The following is a 16,465-nucleotide window of genomic DNA, read 5'->3' as shown; positions in this document are numbered from 1 at the left end:
CGTTCGCGGAGCGCCTTGTTCGGGTGCGCCTGAATCCTGAATCAGCCGTCAGCAGCAGGACGAGGCGGACGACGACGAGCAGCACAGCCAGCTACCCAGATTGGAGGCGCCCATTTCGGGGAGGGCGACACCATCGACGACGTCGAGTACTTCGAGGTCCTCCAGCTCGAAGGAAGCGAAGTCCTCGGCGGTCAGCTGGTCCATGCGAATTCCCTTTCACTGCGTTCACGGATGATGCGGGGCAGGCGCCCGCCCGCCGTCTTTCGACGGAGGGCGGGGCGCCTTGCTCAGACGTGCCTGAGGCGTACTGCCGTCGTCAGCTCAGCAGCAGGACGAGGAGGACGACGAGGAGCAGCACAGCCAGTCACCGCTGGAGGCACCGACCTCGGGGAGGGCGACACCGTCGGCGACGTCCAGGACCTCGATCTCCTCCAGCTCGAAGGAAGCGAAGTCCTCGGTGCCCAGGTTCTTGTCCATGTGAATTCCCTTTCAGGTTTTCTGCTTTCCGACCGGTCGGCCGGACAAGAAGAATCATGGCCGTTTCGAATCGGCTTCCGGAAGAGTTCGAGGGCATCCCCTGACACAGGTAACGGGGCCCCGTGACATTCGTCATGAGGCCCTGTACGCGTACGCGCGCGAGAAGGGGCGTGTGATTCCCGGCGGTTCTCCGGACGGCACCCCGGCCCGCCCCCGGACGGCACCCCGGCCCGTCTCCGGACGGCACCCCGGCCCGTCCCCGGACAGCACCCCGGCCCGTCCCCGGACGGCTCCCCGGCCCGTCCCCGAGCGGTTCCCCGGGATCCTTTCCCGGACGTTTTTCCCGGACGGCTTCCCGGGCCCCGGCAGCCCCGGAACAGCCGCCGCAATGACACTTGTCACGACCTCACGTGATGCGTGTCAGCGCCTCTTCGGAAAACCTTGTCCGGACCCGCGCTTCCGGCCGAGCATGCGAGGGACCCGTCTTCGCAGGGAACGAGAATGGCGTGACCGGACGATCCATTACGCAGGGGCACTACGTCACCCGCATGCTCGACGTACTCGCCCGGGCTCCGCGGCAGGCCCGCATCCAGGGCCGGGCCGGCTCCCTCGACGGGGCCGCGCTCGTCCGCTCCGTGCACCGGGCCCACGAAGCGCTCCGCGCGGCGGGCGCCGGACCGGGCACCATGGTCGGGATCCTCACCGGGCCCAACCACCCGCTGACCTTCACCGCACGGCACGCGGCCCATCTCCTGGGCGCCGGCGTGACGTACGTCCGATCGGCGAACCCCGGCTCGGACCTGCCGCTCCCTGCGGACGAACAGGCCGCGCTCCTCGCGGAATGCGAGGTCACCGTCCTCGCGGTGGACCCGGCCCACGCCGAGCGCGGCGCCGAACTGGCCCGCAGGGTGCCCCGGTTGTCGGCCGTCGCGGTGCTCGGCACCGAAACCGGGACCGAAGCCGAGGCCGGCTCGGACGGTGCTCCGGCGGCGCTGACGCCCCGGACCCCCGACTGCGCGGTGATCACGTACACGAGCGGGAGCAGTGGCCGCCCCAAGGGCGTGCGCCAGTCCTTCGCCGCCTGGAACCGGCTCGTGCTCCTCGACGCCGCCTCGTTCGCGGGGCGGCCCCCGGAGCGGATGCTGATCGTCACCCCGACGAGCCACACCGTCGCCGTCATGGCCGACGTGGTGCTCACCTCCGGCGGGTCCCTCGTCGTCCACGAGCGCTTCGACGCCGCCGAGGTGCTCGCAGCCCTCGCCGCCGAACGGATCACCCGCGTCTACCTGACCGTGCCGCAGCTGTACCGGCTGCTGGACCACCCGGACGCGGCCGGCACCGACCTGTCCGCGCTGCGCCAGCTGATCTACAGCGGCTGCCTGGCCTCACCTGCCCGACTTGCCTCCGCCGTACGGGTCTTCGGCCCCCGCCTCGTGCAGTGCTACGGCTCCACCGAGGCGGGCCGGATCACCCTGCTGGACCAGCTCGACCACTTCGAGGAGGAACTGCTGCCCAGTGTGGGGCGGCCCTTCCCCGGGGTCGAGGTCCGCGTCTGCGACCCCGGTACCGGCCTCGCGGTCCCGTCGGGGGCCACCGGCGAGGTCCAGGTGCGCTCCCCGTACGCGATGAGCGGCTACCAGGGCCTTCCCGCCGAGAGCGCCGCCGCGCTGCTGCCCGAGGGCTGGCTGCGCACCGGCGACCTCGGGCACTGGGACGCTTACGGCTACCTGCACCTGGTCGACCGCATCGGGCGGGTCGTCAAGGCCGCCGGGGTCAAGGTCCGTCCCGCCGAGGTGGAACGCGCGCTGCTCACCCACCCCGCCGTCGCCGACTGCGCCGTCTTCGGGATGCCGGACCCCGACACCGGCGAGGCGGTGCACGCCGCCGTGGTGCTCCGCGGCCCCCATGAACCGGACGCCCTGCGCCGGCACGTCACCGAAACCCTCTCCGCCGCCCACGCACCCGCCCGGATCGTGCTGTGGCCCGAACTCCCCCTGACCGCATCCGGAAAACCCGACCTCGAACGCCTGCGCGGCGCGGCGGTCGCCGGCACGGCCTCGACCCTCGAAGAAAGCGAGCTGTCATCGTGACGACCACCTTCACGTCCGCCCAGGCCCATCTGGCGTTCTTCACGGACCGCGCCGCCGCCGCGATCGCGGACGGCAAGCGGGAGTTCCTGGAGCTCGGCCGCCGGGCCGGGCGCTTCCCCAGCGCCTCCACCTCCGCCGACCCGGCGGACACCGCGGCCGAGATCAGCGTCTGGTGCAGCAACGACTACCTCGGGATGGGCCAGCAGCCGCAGGTCATGGCGGCGATGCGGGAGGCCGTGGCGCGCTTCGGAGCCGGCTCCGGCGGCTCCCGCAACATCGGCGGCACCAACCACGTCCACGTCGAGCTGGAGGCGGAGCTCGCCGCCCTGCACGGCAAGGAGGCGGCGCTGCTGTTCACCTCGGGCTACACCGCGAACGACGGTGCCCTGACCGTACTGGCCGGGGCGGTCCCGGACTGCGTGGTCTTCTCGGACGCGCTGAACCACGCCTCGATCATCGACGGCCTGCGGCACAGCGGCGCCGCGAAGCGCATCTTCCGCCACAACGACCACGCCCACCTTGAGGAGCTGATCGCGGCCGAGGCGCCGGAGCGGCCCAAGCTGATCGTGCTGGAGTCGGTGTACTCGATGTCGGGTGACGTGGCACCGATCCGCGAGGTCACCGAGATCGCCCGGAAGTACGGCGCGACGATCTTCCTCGACGAGGTCCACGCGGTGGGTATGTACGGGCCGCACGGCGCGGGCATAGCAGCCCGCGAGGGGCTGGCCGACGAGATCGACGTGGTCATGGGCACGCTGGGCAAGGGCTTCGGCACCGCCGGCGGCTACATCGCGGGCCCGGCCGCGCTCATCGACGCCGTACGGACCCTGTCGCGGCCGTTCGTGTTCACGACATCGCTGCCGCCCGCGGTCGCGGCGGGCGCGCTGGCCGCCGTACGCCACCTCGTCGGCTCGGACGCCGAGCGAGCCGCGCTGCACCGCAACGCGCGGCTGCTGCACGGGCTGCTGAAGGACCGGCGGATCCCGTTCCTGTCGGACGAGTCGCACATCGTGTCGGTGCTGATCGGCGAGGACGCGGCGTGCAAGAAGGCCTCGGCGCTGCTGCTGGAGCGGTACGGGATCTACGTACAGGCCATCAACGCGCCGAGCGTGCGGACCGGCGAGGAGATCCTGCGCATCGCGCCGGGGGCGGTGCCCGAGCCGGAGGACGTGGAGAAGTTCGTCGAGGCGCTCGACACGGTCTGGCTCGAACTCGGCCTGTCGCGGACCGGCGAATGAACCCCTCGTCCTCGTCGTTGGCGTCCGTCCTGGCCGAGTCGGCGGCCCGGCGGCCCGCGCACCCCGCGCTGGTCTTCGAGGACCGTTCGTACTCCTACGCACAACTCTGGGACGGCGCCCTGCGGTACGCGGCGGCACTGCGCGCCCGGGGTCTGGGGCCCGGGGACAAGGTGGCGCTGCTGCTGCCCAACACCCCCGCCTTCCCCATGGCCTACTACGGGATCCTCGCCCTCGGCTGCACCGCCGTACCGGTCCACGAGCACTCCCGGGCGCCCGAAATCGGGCACGTACTGCGGGACTCGGGCGCCGGAGCGCTGATCTGCGCGGGGTCCCTGCTGCCCGAGGCGGCCGCCGCCGCCCGGTCGGCGGGAACCCTGTTGCTCGGCGTGCGCGACGAGGGCGACGAGGGCGACGAGGGCGACAGCACGGAGGAACTCCCCTGGCTCGATCGGGAGGCGGAGCGCGTACCGCCCCTCGCCGGGCTCGTCCCGCGCGCCCCCGAGGACATCGCGGTGGTCCTTTACACCTCCGGTACGACCGGCGCACCCAAGGGCGTGACGCTCACGCACCGCAGTGTGCTCATGAACATCACGACCACCGCACGCACCCCCTTCGCCTTCGACGGGGAGGACGTGCTCCTCGGCACGCTGCCGCTGTCCCACACATTCGGCCAGATCTGCGGGATGGGCGTGTGCTTCCACGCCGGCGCCACCCTGGTGCTGATGTCCCGCTTCTGCGGGACGCGCGCGCTGGACCTCATGGCCTCCCACGGGTGCACGGTCGTCATGGGCGTGCCCACCATGTACCTGGCCCTGCTCGAAGCGGCCGTGCGTGATCCGCGCCGGCCTCCGCTGAAGCGCGCCTACTCCGGCGGCTCCTCGCTGCCCCCGGCGGTGCTCCGGCGCGTCGAGGAGCTGCTGGGCGCCCCGGTCTACGAGGGCTACGGGCTCACGGAGACCTCTCCCAGCGTGAGTTACAACCAGCCGGGAACGGAACGCAGGCCCGGGACGGTCGGCCTGCCGATCCCCGGCGTCGAGGTCGGAATCGCTCCGGCGGACGCGGCGGAGCGGATCCGGCTGCTGCCGGCGGGCGAGCGCGGGGAGATCGTCGTACGGGGCCACGGACTCATGGCCGGCTACCTGAACCGCCCGGAGGCCACCGCCGAGGTACTGGTCGACGGCTGGCTGCGCACCGGGGACATCGGGGTGCGGGACGAGGACGGCTACCTGAGCGTCCTGGACCGCAAGAAGGACGTGGTCATCCGCGGCGGCTACAACGTCTACCCGCGCGAGGTGGAGGAAGTACTGCTCGGCCACCCGGCGGTGGCCCAGGCCGCGGTGGTCGGCGTCCCCCACGAGCGGCTCGGCGAGGAGGTCTGCGCGGTGCTGCGGACCGTTCCGGGGGTGCGGCCGGATCCGCGGCTGGCCGAGGAGATCACCGCCTGGAGCGGGGAGCGGCTGGCGCGGTACAAGTGCCCGCGCAAGGTCGCGTTCACCGCGGCCTTTCCCGTGGGCCCCACGGGGAAGGTACTCAAGGGCGAACTGGCCGGGCTCTTCCGGTAGATCGCCAGGCGGGCCGTCCGGCCGTGTGGCAGGATCCCCGCGCCGGCTGCGAGAAGATGTACGACCCACGCACACCAGGAGGCAACACCCGTGGAAAAGACCGCCGCCCGTCCCGTCTTCACGACCCGACGGGACCAACTGCGCAATGGTGGCCGGGCGACACTGATCGGGACGGGCTTCGGCTCGATGTGGTTCGCGCTCGGTCAGGCCGGCGTCCACGGGGCCGCCCGCCCGGCCGTACTCGCGGGCGGCCTGCTCCTGTTCGCCGCGAGCGCGGCGGCGGTGGTCCGCCTGTTCCTCCTGGCCCGGCGCACCCCCGCCACGGTGAAGGGCGCGCCCCCGGCCCCGGGCGGTGGCGGTCCGAAGTTCCTCACGGTCCTGCTGATCGAGGTCGCCGTCCTCGGGGCGGGCAACAACTACATACGCACCGGCTTGCACCGTCCCGAGCTGATGCTGACCTGGTCGGCCCTGGTGGTCGGCGCGCACTTCTTCCCGATGGCCCGGAGCCTGCGCGCCCCGATGCTGCGGTGGGTCGGCGCGGCGATGCTGGCCACCGTCGGCCTCGCGGCGCTGGCCACGCTGGTACCGGGTGCGACCGAGAACGTCTGGCGGGCCGTGCCGGGCCTCGGCTGCGCGGCCGTGCTGTGGGCGGGGGCGGCGTACACCGGTCTGCGGGCGGGCCGGAAGGCGTAGCACCGCGGGGCGCGGCACCGTACGGCGAAGGAGCGCCCGGGGCGGGTCCCCGGGCGCTCCTTCGCGTACTGCTCAGATCCAGCCCTGCTCCACGGCGATGCGCGCCGCGTCGAAGCGGTTGCGGCCGCCGAGCTTTTTGATCGAGGCCGAGGTGACGTTGCGTACCGTGCCGGCGGCCAGGTAGAGCTCCGCCGCGATCTCCTTGACCGTGGCCCCGCCCGCCGTGAGCCGCAGCACCTGGGACTCCCGGGTGCTGAGCGGGGCGGAGGGCCCCATGGCGGCCAGGTTCATGGCGCCGTTCGCCAGGGACGGGGCCATCATCACGCAGCCCGCGGCGACGCCTTTGAGCATCGCGATCAGCCGGGGCAGGCCCGTGTCCATGGGAACGATGCCGTGCACGCCCGCCGCGACGGCCCGGCCGACCGCCGCCGGGCGGGAACCGGACATCATCAGCGCAATGCCGCATGCCGGTACCCGGGCCCGTACCGCCGAGACGAGACGCAGTACGTCATCGCCGACGGGGGTGTCTTCGAGGAGAAGGACGTCCGGCGAATGCCGGTGCACAAGTGATAGGACGTGCTGGTGATCGCTGTCCGCGGCGACGACTTCGATGTCGTCGACCCGTCGGAGCGCCTCGGCGAGCGCGTCGAGAAAGAGAGAGCGGCTGCCGCCGACGATGACGCTGATAGCCATTGAATCCCCCTGAGCGGATCTGGTAGCCGTGTTCTACCGTCCGGTTTCCACGGTCCAGCCACTGAGCTGTTGGGTTATCTCAAGTGCCCTGCGGCAAATAGCGATTGCCGGGGCCGGGGGTTCCGTCACGTCGGGGACGCTCTGGAACAGTACGAGCTCGACCTGCTCGGCGGAAGGGCGGACCGCGACGTGCTCCAGGCCGTCCGCGGGCGATGCCACGGCCCTCAGCAGCGAGGCGAGGAGGAGGGGATCCGGCTGGCCACCCGTCTGCGCACATGGCGAGCGCATGACAACTGAGGTCATATACATGCGAGCTTGTCAGTCCCAGTTGAGGTTTTCCAGGGCCGTCCCGGCGATGCCCGGCGCCGCGCCGGCGTCGGGCGCGACCACGTCCCAGTTGAGGTTCGAGGCGGTGTCGCGGATTTCCCGGTTCTGCTCACTGTGGGAAGCCCCGAAGGCGATGAGCGCGACAGCCAGACCGGCCAGGGAAGCGACACGGGAAAAACGACGGATGAACAGCATGAGAATCCCCCTGAAAAGCGTGCTTGGAGCGTGAGTCCCCCGGCCGTTGAGCCCGGGGTGCTCCTTCGTTCTGCACCCAGCTTGCTTTACGGAAGGAGTGATCAGGAAGCGGTTCGGCTGGCAGGAAGAACCAGGTGGCAGGTCGGTGCCAACCTCGCAACAGCTCGCGCCGGAAGTAGCCATTCACCTGCGACGTCTCATATGTTGATCACATCGGCGCGGCTCGGCGAAGAGTGAGCAGCGGGGGACCGAACGAGGACATCAATGCTGGAACTACTGGGGCTGGACGCGCAAACGGCGGATGTGTACGAACTCATGCTGGCGAACCATGCATGGGGCGTCGCCGAGATCGCGCGGCGGCTCAAAGTATCGACCGTCGACGTACGCGCGTCACTGGAGAAACTGACCGATCTGCGGCTTCTGCACCGCTCGGCCACGGGCAGTGAACTCCAGCCGAGCGACCCGGCACTGGGCCTGCGGGAGCTGCTCAACCAGCGCAAGCGGGAACTGGAGAGCCGGCAGGAGGCCGTGGCGCGCTGCGAAGCCGACCTGGCCGTGCTGGTCAACACCTACAGCGAGCTCTACACCGGCCAGACCCAACGCGTGGCCCAGCAGTTCGTGGGTGTGGAATCAGTACAGAACCGGATCAGGGAGCTGGCCTCCGAAGCCACTTCCGAGTGCCTGACCTTCAACCCGGGGGGCGCCCAGTCCCGGGCCAGCCTGGAGGCCAGCAAGCCCCTTGACCGCCAGACCCTCGACCGGGGGGTGCGGATGCGGACGGTGTACCTGGACAGCGTCCGCAACGACACGGTCACCACCGAGTACGCCGAGTGGCTCACCGACCTCGGCGGCGAGGTGCGCACCGCGCCCTCGCTGCCCGTGCGCATGCTCATCTTCGACCGGAGGACCGTCATCGTGCCGGCCGACCCGGAGAACACCCGCAAGGGCGCGGTGCAGCTGACCGAGCCGGGCGTGGTCGTCGGCCTCTGCGGGCTCTTCGACCAGATCTGGGAGTCGGCCCCGCCCATGGGTACCGGCCAGGACCGCGACGACCGCGGCCTGACCCGCCAGGAGAAGGAGCTGCTGCGCCTGCTCGGCAGCGGCCTCACCGACGAGGCCGCCGGCCGCCAGCTGGGCCTCTCCCTGCGCACGGTCCGCCGCATGATGGCGGAGCTGATGAAGCGCCTCGGCGCGGGCAGCCGCTTCGAGGCGGGCCTGCGCGCGGCGCAGCGGGAGTGGATCTGACCCTCCCCGGAGCTTCGTGAAAAGAGCAGCTCCTCCGTGGTCTCGAAGCGGTGCCGGCGGCGAAGGCCGGTGGGCGCGTACCGCGGCAGGGCCCGGACCGCGCGTCGCGATCCGGGCCCTGCCGCCGTGCCCCGCCGCCTGCGGCGGCGCTGCGTCAGTTCTGGTCGGTGTCGTCGCCCGTCTGCCCGGCGGCTGCCTCGGCCGCCTCCGCCTTCTCGCGCATCTTGCGCACCAGCTCCGCCTTCCGGTCGGCGGCACTCTGGCGGTCGAGGTTGCGGTGCGGACCGTTGTTCTGCCGTTCGGCGCGGGACTGCTTCTTGCGCTGGCCGCCGCCCTGGCCCACGGGGTTGTTGATGTTCTTGCTGTCGGTCATGGGCTCTCCTGGTGCTGCGGTGAACTGATCTGCGGATTCATCGGTGGGGGACGGGCGCGGCGGCGTCGAAGGACGTCAGCAGGGGCCCATCACTCGCTCACTCGTGAACCGGCGTCTAGAAGAACATGGCAACGACGTTACCCGGTTCCGCCGGCCCCGCACACCGGGCCCTTCGCCGCCGGTTCGAGCTCAGTCGTCCAGGGCGGTTCCCAGGTCGATCAGGGCGAGGCGCTGGGGGTCCGTGAGGATGTCCAGAGCGACGATCTTGCCGTTTCGGACCGTGAAGGCCATGAGCGACAGGGGCTTGCCCTCGGCCAGCGCGAGTGCGCCGGGGATGCCGTTGACGAGGACCGGAACGGCGGCCTCGGCGAATCGGGCGAAGGTGATCGCGTTCGAGGCGACGTCGGTCGCCCCGCGCCTGACCGAACCGGGGCGCAGCGCGCCGCCGTCGGAACGGGCCACGACGTCGGGGTCGAGGAGGTCGACGAGCGCGTCGAGGTCCCCGCCGCGGGCGGCGGCGAGGAAGGCGTCCACGACCTCGCGGGTGCGGGCCAGGTCGAGGTCGGGGGCGGGCGCGGCGCCCTCGACCCGGCGGCGCGCACGGCTGGCGAGCTGTCGCGTGGAGGCGGCGGTCCGGCCGAGCACCGGGGCGATCTCGTCGAAGGGGACGGCGAAGAGGTCGTGCAGGACGAAGGCGAGCCGCTCGGCGGGGGACAGGGTCTCCAGGACGACCAGCAGGGCGATGCCCGCGGAGTCGGCGACGAGCACCTCGCGCTCCGGGTCGATGCCGGAGAGACCCGTGACGACCGGGTCGGGCAGGCGGACGGACCCGTCCTGGTCGTACAGCGGGTCCTCGCGCCGTGAGGTCCGCGAGCGCAGCATGTCCAGACACACCCGGCCGACGACCGTGGTCAGCCAGCCGCCCAGGTTCGCCGCGGCGGAGACGTCCGAGCGGCTCAGCCGCGGCCACACCTCCTGTACGGCGTCCTCGGCCTCGCTGAGCGAGCCCAGCATCCGGTAGGCCACGGCCCGCAGATGGGGTCGGTGCTCCTCGAAACGCCGGGCCAGGGTGTCCTGCTCGCTCACCTGTCACGTCCTCGCGTCGTGATCGTCACTGCTCATGAGGACGCTAACCGCGATGCCGCACGGCCGGAGCGGTGTTTCACGTGAAACCTCGCCCGCCCCTCCCCGGGGTCCACATCATGGACAACTACGCTCGGCGCATGAACGCAGAAGCCGCCGACGCGCTCGCCGCCGTGAAAGACGCCGACCGGAAGCACGTTTTCCATTCCTGGTCGGCGCAGGAGCTCATCGACCCGCTCGCCGTGGCCGGGGCCGAGGGCTCGTACTTCTGGGACTACCAGGGCAACCGCTTCCTCGACTTCTCCAGCGCCCTCGTCTACACGAACATCGGCTACCAGCACCCCAAGGTGACCGCGGCCGTCCAGGAGCAGGCGGCCAAGCTCTGCACCGTCGCGCCCGGCTTCGCCGTCGACGTCCGCTCGGAGGCTGCCCGGCTGATCGCCGAGCGCACGCCCGGCGACCTCGACAAGATCTTCTTCACCAACGCGGGCGCCGAGGCCGTCGAGAACGCCGTCCGCATGGCGCGCCTGCACACCGGCCGGCCCAAGGTGCTGTCCGCGTACCGCTCGTACCACGGGGCCACCTCCACCGCGATCAACCTGACCGGTGACGCGCGCCGCTTCGGCAACGACACCGCGACCGCCGGCGTCGTGCACTTCTGGGGGCCGTTCCAGTACCGCTCGCCGTTCTACGCGGCCACCGAGGCCGAGGAGTGCGAGCGGGCCCTGCGCCACCTTGAGGACACGATCGTCTTCGAGGGCCCGCAGTCCATCGCCGCGATCATCCTGGAGACCGTCGGCGGCGCTCCCGGCGTGCTGGTGCACCCGGACGGCTACCTCGCCGGGGTCCGCGAGCTCTGCGACCGCTTCGGCATCGTCTTCGTGCTGGACGAGATCATGGTCGGCTTCGGCCGCACCGGAAAGTGGTTCGCCTCCGAGCACTGGGACGTCACCCCCGACCTGATCTGCTTCGCCAAGGGCGTGACCAGCGGATACGTGCCGCTCGGCGGGGTGGCCATCTCGGCCGCCATCGCCGAGACCTTCGCCCGCCGGCCCTACCCGGGCGGGCTGACGTACTCCGGGCACGTGCTGGCCTGCGGGGCCGCCGTGGCGACGATCAACGTCATGGAGGAGGAGGGCATCGTCGAGCAGTCCGCCCGCACCGGCGCGGAGCTGCTGGGGCCCGGCCTGCGCGCCCTCGCCGAGAAGCACCCGTCGGTCGGGGAGGTCCGGGGCCTGGGCACGTTCTGGGCCCTGGAGCTCGTGAAGGACCCGCGGACGCGCGAGCCGCTCGTCCCGTACAACGCCTCCGGGGCGGACAGCGCGCCGATGGCCGAGTTCGGCGCGGCCTGCAAGAAGGGCGGGCTGTGGCCGCTGATCGCGGGCAACCGCATCCACGTCGCGCCGCCCTGCAACATCGCCCCGCAGGACGTGGCCAAGGGGCTGGCGATCCTGGACGAAGCCCTGTCGGTCGCGGACGCGCACATGGCCTGAGCTGCACGGATGGAAGGTCGCCCAATCCGTGGGCGCCTGTCTTGGACGTTCCGCGTCATTCCGAACACCACGTGAACGTGCTGAAATCCGAACAGAGCACCTACGGACCGGGATGCACGTCAGTCCCGGGGCGGTCCTCCGTGACCGAACGGCGGGGAGCGGGCCGACCGCTGGACGCCGGGCGTACGGGATCCAGTCAGTCGGACTCCGTGTACCCGAAGGAATACAGCCATGAGCAAGCACGTCCTCGCGCAGAACCAGTACGGCAAGGCCGAGAACCGCATCGTCAAGGTCACCCGCAAGGGCTCCGACGGTTCGTGGCACGAGATCCGCGACCTCAACGTGTCGGTGGCGCTGCGCGGCGAGTTCCGCGACGTCCACCTGACCGGCGACAACGCCAACTGCCTGCCGACCGACACCACCAAGAACACGGTGTACGCCTTCGGCAAGGAGCACGGCATCGCCTCCCCCGAAGCCTTCGGCATCCTGCTCGCCAAGCACTTCGTCTCCTCCCAGTCGCCGATCCGCGAGGCGCAGATCCGGATCGAGGAGTACGCCTGGGAGCGGATCCCGGTCCCGACGCGCAAGGAGCAGCACTCCTTCGTCCGCAAGGGCCAGGAGGTGCGCACGGCGCAGATCACGTACAGCGAGACGACCGGCCTCCAGGTCATCTCGGGTCTGAAGGACCTGACCGTGATGAACTCGACGAACTCCGAGTTCCACGGCTACATCAAGGACGAGTACACGACGCTCAAGGAGGCGTACGACCGCATCCTGGCGACCAAGGTCACCGCGCGCTGGGCGCACTCGGCTCTGGCCGCCGACGACGCCGGGTTCGACTGGGACCAGTCGTACAAGAAGGTCCGCAAGAACATGCTGGAGGCCTTCGCGGAGACCTACTCGTACTCGCTCCAGCAGACCCTGAACCAGATGGCCGAGCGGGTGCTCGACAACTGCCCGCGGGTCAACGAGGTGCGCCTCAACCTCCCCAACAAGCACCACTTCCTGGTGGACCTCGAGCCCTTCGGCCTCAAGAACGACAACGAGGTCTACTTCGCGGCGGACCGCATGTACGGCCTGATCGAGGGCACCATCCACCGCGACGGGGTGCAGCCGGTGATCGCGACGAGCGACTGGATCACCGCCTAGCTCCTCCGCGCCGGGCGGCTACGCGTCGGGCCGCTACGCGTCGGGCGGCCGGCCGAGCTGGAGGTTCCACCGCCCGAGCCGCCCGGTGAGCGTGGTCATCGTGTCCGGCCGTACGTCGAGGCGCCAGAACGCGGCGGCCGGCAGCTCCAGCGCGTGCACCACGCCCGCCCGTACGACGGCCTGCTCGACCACCGCGCGGTGCGTGCCCGGGGCCAGGCCGTCGAGTGCGGTGCCCACCCGGGCGATCAGCGCGCTGACGGACTCCCCGCCGGGCGGCGCGTAGTCGGGGTCGGTCAGCCACAGCTGTACGGCGGCCGGATCCTCGGCGGAGACCTCGTCCAGGGTCCGGCCCGCCCATGCCCCCGTGTCCGGGCCGCTCAGGCCCTCGTGGCCGGGGCAGGGGGCTCCGTGGCCGAAACGGATCTGTCGTGAGGCCGCGCCGAACGGTGGTGTGACGAACTGAACTCGTACCACGGCACTCTTCATAAGGGGAGCGTAAACGCGGTACGGTCGCGGACGACAACCTAAAAAGACGACGGTATGACGGAAGTACCGGTGAAAATCCGGCACGGTCGCGCCACTGTGAATCCTCCCGGAGGGGGAGGGAAAGTCAGACCCGCCATGTCGTCGCGAGCACCACTGACCGGGACGCGTGTTCCCTCTGGAGGTACTGCCATGGCTCACTCCGCCGTGCCCACGACGGCCCCTGCCGTCGCCCCGATCTCGCTTTCCGCGCTGGCCCCCTGGGCCGTGTTCGTCGGCGTCCTCATGCTGGTCCTGCTCTACCTCGTCGGTGCCGAGCAGGGCGCCACCGCGCTCTTCGAGGGCGACACCGTCCACGAGTGGATGCACGACGGTCGCCACCTCCTCGGCTTCCCCTGCCACTGATCTCCACCTCCGCAAGGGAAGTACCGAACCATGAACCAGATTTCACCCCGTGTCCTGCTGGTCCGGGGCATGCTGGCAGGCCTGCTCGCAGGCCTGGCCGCCTTCCTCGTCGCGTACGTCCTCGGTGAGTCCAAGGTCGACGCGGCCATTGCCATCGAGGAAGCGGGCCACGCCGCCCACGACCACGGTGAGGAGGCGGCCCCGGTCAGCCGGGCCCTCCAGGCCACGGCCGGCCTCGGCACCGGCACGCTGCTGTACGGCATCGCTCTCGGGGGCATCGCCGCGCTCGTCTTCTGCTACGCGCTGGGCCGCATCGGCCGCTTCGGCCCCCGGGTCACGGCGCTGCTGGTCTCGGGCGGCCTGTTCGTCGCCCTCAACCTGGTGCCCTTCCTCAAGTACCCCTCCAACCCGCCGGCCGTCGGGGACCCCGACACCGTCGTCCGGAGGACCACCCTCTACGTCCTGATGATCGCGCTGAGCGTGCTGCTGTCGGCGGCCGCGCTCATCCTGGGCCGGCGCCTGGCGCCCAAGCTGGGGAACTGGAACGCGTCGATCATCGCCTCGGTCGCCTTCGTCGCGGCGGTGGCCGTCGCCTACGCGTCGCTGCCCGGCATCAACGAGGTTCCGGCGGACTTCCCGGCCGCCCTGATCTGGCAGTTCCGCCTCGCCACCCTGGCCATCCAGGCGGCGATGTGGACGACCTTCGGCCTGGCCTTCGGCGTCCTCGCCGAACGCGCCCTCACCCCGGCCGCCGCTCCCCGGGCGACGGCGCAGCCCGCGAGCTGATCCCGCCACCGGCACCCCGAGGCCCTGACCGCCCCCCGGCGGCCGGGGCCTCGGTCGTTCTCCGGTCCACCCGTTCGGTCGTATCTCGCGCAATCCCCGCAACGGCGGTGGCTCACCCGTCGCCAGCTGGGAAGACGTCCCGGTCGCGGGGGCGACACGCCTGTGACACGGCGTCAGTCTCCGGTGTGGTCAGCGGTACTGACGGACGCGGAGGGGGTCCACTGCTCTCAGGAGACCCGGCCGCCGGAGCCGGGGGATCGGACCAGGAGGGATTCCATGCCCCGCGCCAAGTGGGTGGCCGGCGTACTGACAGTGGCTCTGCTGGGTGCCGGGATAGGGATGTTGATGAACACCGAGGGCGCCCGGCCCACGGCGGCCACCGCCGCTGACGCCCTGCCGTCCCGGGCGCTGGGCCTGTCCGGCCACCGCCGGCTCGTCGAACAGCTGGAGCACTCCGGACAGCACGCCTCGGGCAAGGGGTCCCGGCCCTCCCGGGCCACCGCCATCACACCGCTGCGGTTCTCCCGGCCGCTGCGGCTGCACATCCCCAGCCTGGGGGTCGACCTGCCGCTGGGCAGGGACGCGGAAGAGGCAGCCTGGGACCACGACAGCCCGGCCCCGGGGTCGGCCGGCACGGCCGTGGTCACCGCCGGCGATCTGCGCCTCGCCGAACTGCGGCGCGGACTCACCATCGAGATCGCCCGGGCGGACCGCCGTACCGCCGTCTTCACCGTCGACCGGGTCTCGCCCGGCGGTATCACCGGTCGCGGACAGCGGCCGGGGCGCGCCCAGCTCCGGCTGGTCAGCGGTGAGACCACCGTCCTGGCCCGGCTGACCGGCCAGCACCGCACAGGCTGAGCAGGCGGCCGTACCGGCTTCCTGTCAGCCGTGGGGGGTGTCTTCGTCCCCCGGTCGGGGGCTTCTGGGGTCCGGTCGGGGAGTTGTCCGGCGTGTCGGGGCAGACCCCTCGCATGAGCGGGACGCGGTACGCACGCACGGCACTGGCCAGGGCCCTTTCGGTGGCCTGTGTCGTGCTGCTGTGCCTGTTCGCGTCCGGTCCCGCCGTCACGACGGCCTCGGCGGCCGCCGCGGCCGAACGCACCGCCTCCGGCGTGCCGAGCGAGCCGGGCGCCCCCGCCGAGGGGGAGTCCGATCCTGCCGCGGATCCCGAGGTCCGGGCCGCCGTACGGCTCGTCGTGCGCGGGCTGCCGGGGGTGCGGCAGCTGCCGCGGCCGGTGTTTCACGTGAAACCTGCCGGTCAGGACGTGCTCGTCCGGGCCTCCGGGGCCGACGGGCCGATGCTGTCCGCGTGGACGGAACGGAGTGTGGTCCTGCGCTGCTGAGCGGGCCGAAGCAGCGCACACCCCCACACACCCCCGAACACCGTGAGGTTCCGGCATGCCCATCGACCCGTACGCCGCCCTGAACGCCATGCTCCGCGCAGAGGTCACCCGCTACACCCCGCCGGCCCCGAAGCCCCCGGGCCGCGGGACCGACGGCGAGGGCTCCCCCACCGCGTCCGTGGCGGCCGTGACCACCCCTGCCGCCGACTCCGACTCCTCGTCCGAGGCCTGAGCCCCGGACGCGAACGGGCGCCGGTCCCCGTACGGACCGGCGCCTGCCACGGCTCCCGTCAGGGCTCGCGCATGTGGTACCGGTAGAACGCCGCCACTCCGATGCCCATGCCGACGAGAAGGCCGACCAGGCACGAGCGGAGGATCGAGTGGTCGGCCAGGCTGTACAGGTAGCCCACGGCGATACCGCCGAACGCCCCGTACGCCGCGGCGTGCAACTCCTGCATCAGGCGGGGGCCCACCTGGGAGAGGGTGTACATGATCGCGGCGAAGATGGCTCCGCACAGGATCCCGTAGAAGACGTTGCCCGCGTCGACGGGGCCCGTCTGGCGCTTCATGAAGGCCGCCCAGACGCCGTAGACCAGTCCGAGGAGCAGCGCCCGCGTCAGCGGGCCCTTGCTCACGTGCTCCGTGCCGGTCGCCTGAAAGTGCCGCCCCGGGGCGGTGGGTGCCGCATGTGCCATGACAGGGCTCCTCTCTTCCACCATCCAGGGCACACCCGCCACACCGCTCCGGCAAGTGGAGCAGCGCCCGGCACCCTGCGCCACCCGCCCGCAGCAGCACCGCTCGCGTCCCCCGCGGCGGCGGCTTTCCCTGGT

20 protein-coding genes are annotated in these 16,465 nt (G+C 71.5%); 12 read left to right on the top strand and 8 right to left on the bottom strand.

The features are described 5' to 3' along the window. Positions 1 to 48 precede the first annotated feature (48 nt). Positions 49 to 204, bottom strand: a complete 156-nt coding sequence (locus ACFYXV_RS16690; RefSeq protein WP_383337220.1) for a thiazolylpeptide-type bacteriocin — start codon at positions 202 to 204, stop codon at positions 49 to 51. Between the two features lie 117 nt (positions 205 to 321). Next, the gene (locus tag ACFYXV_RS16685; RefSeq protein WP_266575931.1) at positions 322 to 477 is read right to left on the bottom strand and encodes a thiazolylpeptide-type bacteriocin; all 156 of its coding nucleotides are present in this window, start codon (positions 475 to 477) and stop codon (positions 322 to 324) included. A 506-nt stretch (positions 478 to 983) separates the two neighbouring features. On the opposite strand from ACFYXV_RS16685, the gene ACFYXV_RS16680 reads away from it, so the two are divergent. The 4 genes from ACFYXV_RS16680 to ACFYXV_RS16665 all read left to right on the top strand — a co-directional run bounded on the left by ACFYXV_RS16680 (position 984) and on the right by ACFYXV_RS16665 (position 6,060). Continuing rightward, the gene (locus ACFYXV_RS16680) at positions 984 to 2,567 is read left to right on the top strand and encodes an AMP-binding protein (RefSeq protein WP_389383224.1); all 1,584 of its coding nucleotides are present in this window, start codon (positions 984 to 986) and stop codon (positions 2,565 to 2,567) included. Positions 2,568 to 2,596: 29 nt separating this feature from the next. Continuing rightward, entirely contained in the window at positions 2,597 to 3,805 is a 1,209-nt protein-coding gene (gene hemA / locus ACFYXV_RS16675) for a 5-aminolevulinate synthase (RefSeq protein WP_389383323.1), read from the top strand. After that, positions 3,802 to 5,367 (top strand): AMP-binding protein, encoded by a 1,566-nt coding sequence (locus tag ACFYXV_RS16670; protein WP_389383222.1) that lies wholly within the window; start codon positions 3,802 to 3,804, stop codon positions 5,365 to 5,367. The genes hemA and ACFYXV_RS16670 overlap by 4 nt, the downstream gene beginning before the upstream one ends. 90 nt (positions 5,368 to 5,457) lie before the next feature. Further along, a complete protein-coding gene (locus ACFYXV_RS16665; protein ID WP_383337214.1) occupies positions 5,458 to 6,060 on the top strand; it encodes a hypothetical protein in 603 nt (200 codons plus the stop codon). Positions 6,061 to 6,132: 72 nt separating this feature from the next. On the opposite strand, the gene ACFYXV_RS16660 is transcribed toward ACFYXV_RS16665, so the two are convergent. Both ACFYXV_RS16660 and ACFYXV_RS16655 read right to left on the bottom strand, forming a co-directional pair. After that, positions 6,133 to 6,753: a response regulator transcription factor gene (locus tag ACFYXV_RS16660; RefSeq protein ID WP_385466630.1), complete on the bottom strand. Its 621-nt coding sequence runs from the start codon at positions 6,751 to 6,753 to the stop codon at positions 6,133 to 6,135. Between the two features lie 318 nt (positions 6,754 to 7,071). Continuing rightward, complete coding sequence (locus tag ACFYXV_RS16655; RefSeq protein WP_385466627.1) at positions 7,072 to 7,275, bottom strand: hypothetical protein; 204 nt, start codon at positions 7,273 to 7,275, stop codon at positions 7,072 to 7,074. A gap of 264 nt (positions 7,276 to 7,539) precedes the next feature. Here ACFYXV_RS16655 and ACFYXV_RS16650 point away from each other — a divergent pair, with 264 nt between their 5' ends. Next, positions 7,540 to 8,520, top strand: coding sequence for a LuxR C-terminal-related transcriptional regulator (locus ACFYXV_RS16650; protein WP_385466624.1), 981 nt, complete (start codon positions 7,540 to 7,542; stop codon positions 8,518 to 8,520). Between the two features lie 154 nt (positions 8,521 to 8,674). Here the strand turns inward: ACFYXV_RS16650 and ACFYXV_RS16645 are convergent, their stop codons facing one another. Both ACFYXV_RS16645 and ACFYXV_RS16640 read right to left on the bottom strand, forming a co-directional pair. Next, positions 8,675 to 8,893 carry a DUF6243 family protein gene (locus ACFYXV_RS16645; protein WP_389383221.1) on the bottom strand — a complete coding sequence of 73 codons (219 nt, stop codon included), beginning with the start codon at positions 8,891 to 8,893 and terminating at the stop codon, positions 8,675 to 8,677. A 189-nt stretch (positions 8,894 to 9,082) separates the two neighbouring features. Then, entirely contained in the window at positions 9,083 to 9,979 is an 897-nt protein-coding gene (locus tag ACFYXV_RS16640) for a sigma-70 family RNA polymerase sigma factor (RefSeq protein WP_389383219.1), read from the bottom strand. Between the two features lie 137 nt (positions 9,980 to 10,116). On the opposite strand from ACFYXV_RS16640, the gene ACFYXV_RS16635 reads away from it, so the two are divergent. Next, on the top strand, positions 10,117 to 11,469 hold the full coding sequence (locus tag ACFYXV_RS16635; RefSeq protein ID WP_385466615.1) for an aspartate aminotransferase family protein: 1,353 nt from the start codon (positions 10,117 to 10,119) through the stop codon (positions 11,467 to 11,469). Between the two features lie 231 nt (positions 11,470 to 11,700). Next, positions 11,701 to 12,618: a factor-independent urate hydroxylase gene (gene pucL, locus ACFYXV_RS16630; RefSeq protein WP_385466612.1), complete on the top strand. Its 918-nt coding sequence runs from the start codon at positions 11,701 to 11,703 to the stop codon at positions 12,616 to 12,618. 33 nt (positions 12,619 to 12,651) lie between these two features. Here pucL and ACFYXV_RS16625 read toward each other — a convergent pair whose 3' ends face one another. Next, positions 12,652 to 13,104, bottom strand: coding sequence for a histidine phosphatase family protein (locus ACFYXV_RS16625; protein WP_389383218.1), 453 nt, complete (start codon positions 13,102 to 13,104; stop codon positions 12,652 to 12,654). 189 nt (positions 13,105 to 13,293) lie between these two features. Between ACFYXV_RS16625 and ACFYXV_RS16620 the strand changes: the two genes are divergently transcribed. The 5 genes from ACFYXV_RS16620 to ACFYXV_RS16600 all read left to right on the top strand — a co-directional run bounded on the left by ACFYXV_RS16620 (position 13,294) and on the right by ACFYXV_RS16600 (position 15,867). Continuing rightward, positions 13,294 to 13,506, top strand: coding sequence for a CbtB-domain containing protein (locus tag ACFYXV_RS16620; protein ID WP_030857499.1), 213 nt, complete (start codon positions 13,294 to 13,296; stop codon positions 13,504 to 13,506). A 30-nt stretch (positions 13,507 to 13,536) separates the two neighbouring features. After that, entirely contained in the window at positions 13,537 to 14,292 is a 756-nt protein-coding gene (locus tag ACFYXV_RS16615; protein ID WP_383337196.1) for a CbtA family protein, read from the top strand. 276 nt (positions 14,293 to 14,568) lie between these two features. Further along, positions 14,569 to 15,150, top strand: coding sequence for a hypothetical protein (locus tag ACFYXV_RS16610; RefSeq protein WP_385466605.1), 582 nt, complete (start codon positions 14,569 to 14,571; stop codon positions 15,148 to 15,150). A 113-nt stretch (positions 15,151 to 15,263) separates the two neighbouring features. Continuing rightward, a complete protein-coding gene (locus tag ACFYXV_RS16605; protein ID WP_383337192.1) occupies positions 15,264 to 15,635 on the top strand; it encodes a hypothetical protein in 372 nt (123 codons plus the stop codon). Positions 15,636 to 15,690: 55 nt separating this feature from the next. After that, positions 15,691 to 15,867 (top strand): hypothetical protein, encoded by a 177-nt coding sequence (locus ACFYXV_RS16600; protein ID WP_385466599.1) that lies wholly within the window; start codon positions 15,691 to 15,693, stop codon positions 15,865 to 15,867. Between the two features lie 58 nt (positions 15,868 to 15,925). Here ACFYXV_RS16600 and ACFYXV_RS16595 read toward each other — a convergent pair whose 3' ends face one another. Next, a complete protein-coding gene (locus tag ACFYXV_RS16595; protein ID WP_385466596.1) occupies positions 15,926 to 16,330 on the bottom strand; it encodes a hypothetical protein in 405 nt (134 codons plus the stop codon). Positions 16,331 to 16,465: the final 135 nt, after the last annotated feature.

The organism is Streptomyces sp. NPDC002181 (genome assembly GCF_042890485.1).
Taxonomy (GTDB): Bacteria; Actinomycetota; Actinomycetes; order Streptomycetales; family Streptomycetaceae; genus Streptomyces.
The sequence above is the reverse complement of the archived record's forward strand: the minus strand, read 5'-3'. Positions and strand labels throughout refer to the sequence as shown.

Coding starts and splice junctions, on each gene's coding strand:
- ACFYXV_RS16690 (WP_383337220.1), bottom strand. CDS start 204: ATGGACCAGCTGACCGCCGAGGACTTCGCTTCCTTCGAGCTGGAGGAC.
- ACFYXV_RS16685 (WP_266575931.1), bottom strand. CDS start 477: ATGGACAAGAACCTGGGCACCGAGGACTTCGCTTCCTTCGAGCTGGAG.
- ACFYXV_RS16670 (WP_389383222.1), top strand. CDS start 3,802: ATGAACCCCTCGTCCTCGTCGTTGGCGTCCGTCCTGGCCGAGTCGGCG.
- ACFYXV_RS16660 (WP_385466630.1), bottom strand. CDS start 6,753: ATGGCTATCAGCGTCATCGTCGGCGGCAGCCGCTCTCTCTTTCTCGAC.
- ACFYXV_RS16655 (WP_385466627.1), bottom strand. CDS start 7,275: ATGCTGTTCATCCGTCGTTTTTCCCGTGTCGCTTCCCTGGCCGGTCTG.
- ACFYXV_RS16650 (WP_385466624.1), top strand. CDS start 7,540: ATGCTGGAACTACTGGGGCTGGACGCGCAAACGGCGGATGTGTACGAA.
- ACFYXV_RS16645 (WP_389383221.1), bottom strand. CDS start 8,893: ATGACCGACAGCAAGAACATCAACAACCCCGTGGGCCAGGGCGGCGGC.
- ACFYXV_RS16635 (WP_385466615.1), top strand. CDS start 10,117: ATGAACGCAGAAGCCGCCGACGCGCTCGCCGCCGTGAAAGACGCCGAC.
- pucL (WP_385466612.1), top strand. CDS start 11,701: ATGAGCAAGCACGTCCTCGCGCAGAACCAGTACGGCAAGGCCGAGAAC.
- ACFYXV_RS16625 (WP_389383218.1), bottom strand. CDS start 13,104: ATGAAGAGTGCCGTGGTACGAGTTCAGTTCGTCACACCACCGTTCGGC.
- ACFYXV_RS16620 (WP_030857499.1), top strand. CDS start 13,294: ATGGCTCACTCCGCCGTGCCCACGACGGCCCCTGCCGTCGCCCCGATC.
- ACFYXV_RS16615 (WP_383337196.1), top strand. CDS start 13,537: ATGAACCAGATTTCACCCCGTGTCCTGCTGGTCCGGGGCATGCTGGCA.
- ACFYXV_RS16610 (WP_385466605.1), top strand. CDS start 14,569: ATGCCCCGCGCCAAGTGGGTGGCCGGCGTACTGACAGTGGCTCTGCTG.
- ACFYXV_RS16605 (WP_383337192.1), top strand. CDS start 15,264: ATGAGCGGGACGCGGTACGCACGCACGGCACTGGCCAGGGCCCTTTCG.
- ACFYXV_RS16600 (WP_385466599.1), top strand. CDS start 15,691: ATGCCCATCGACCCGTACGCCGCCCTGAACGCCATGCTCCGCGCAGAG.
- ACFYXV_RS16595 (WP_385466596.1), bottom strand. CDS start 16,330: ATGGCACATGCGGCACCCACCGCCCCGGGGCGGCACTTTCAGGCGACC.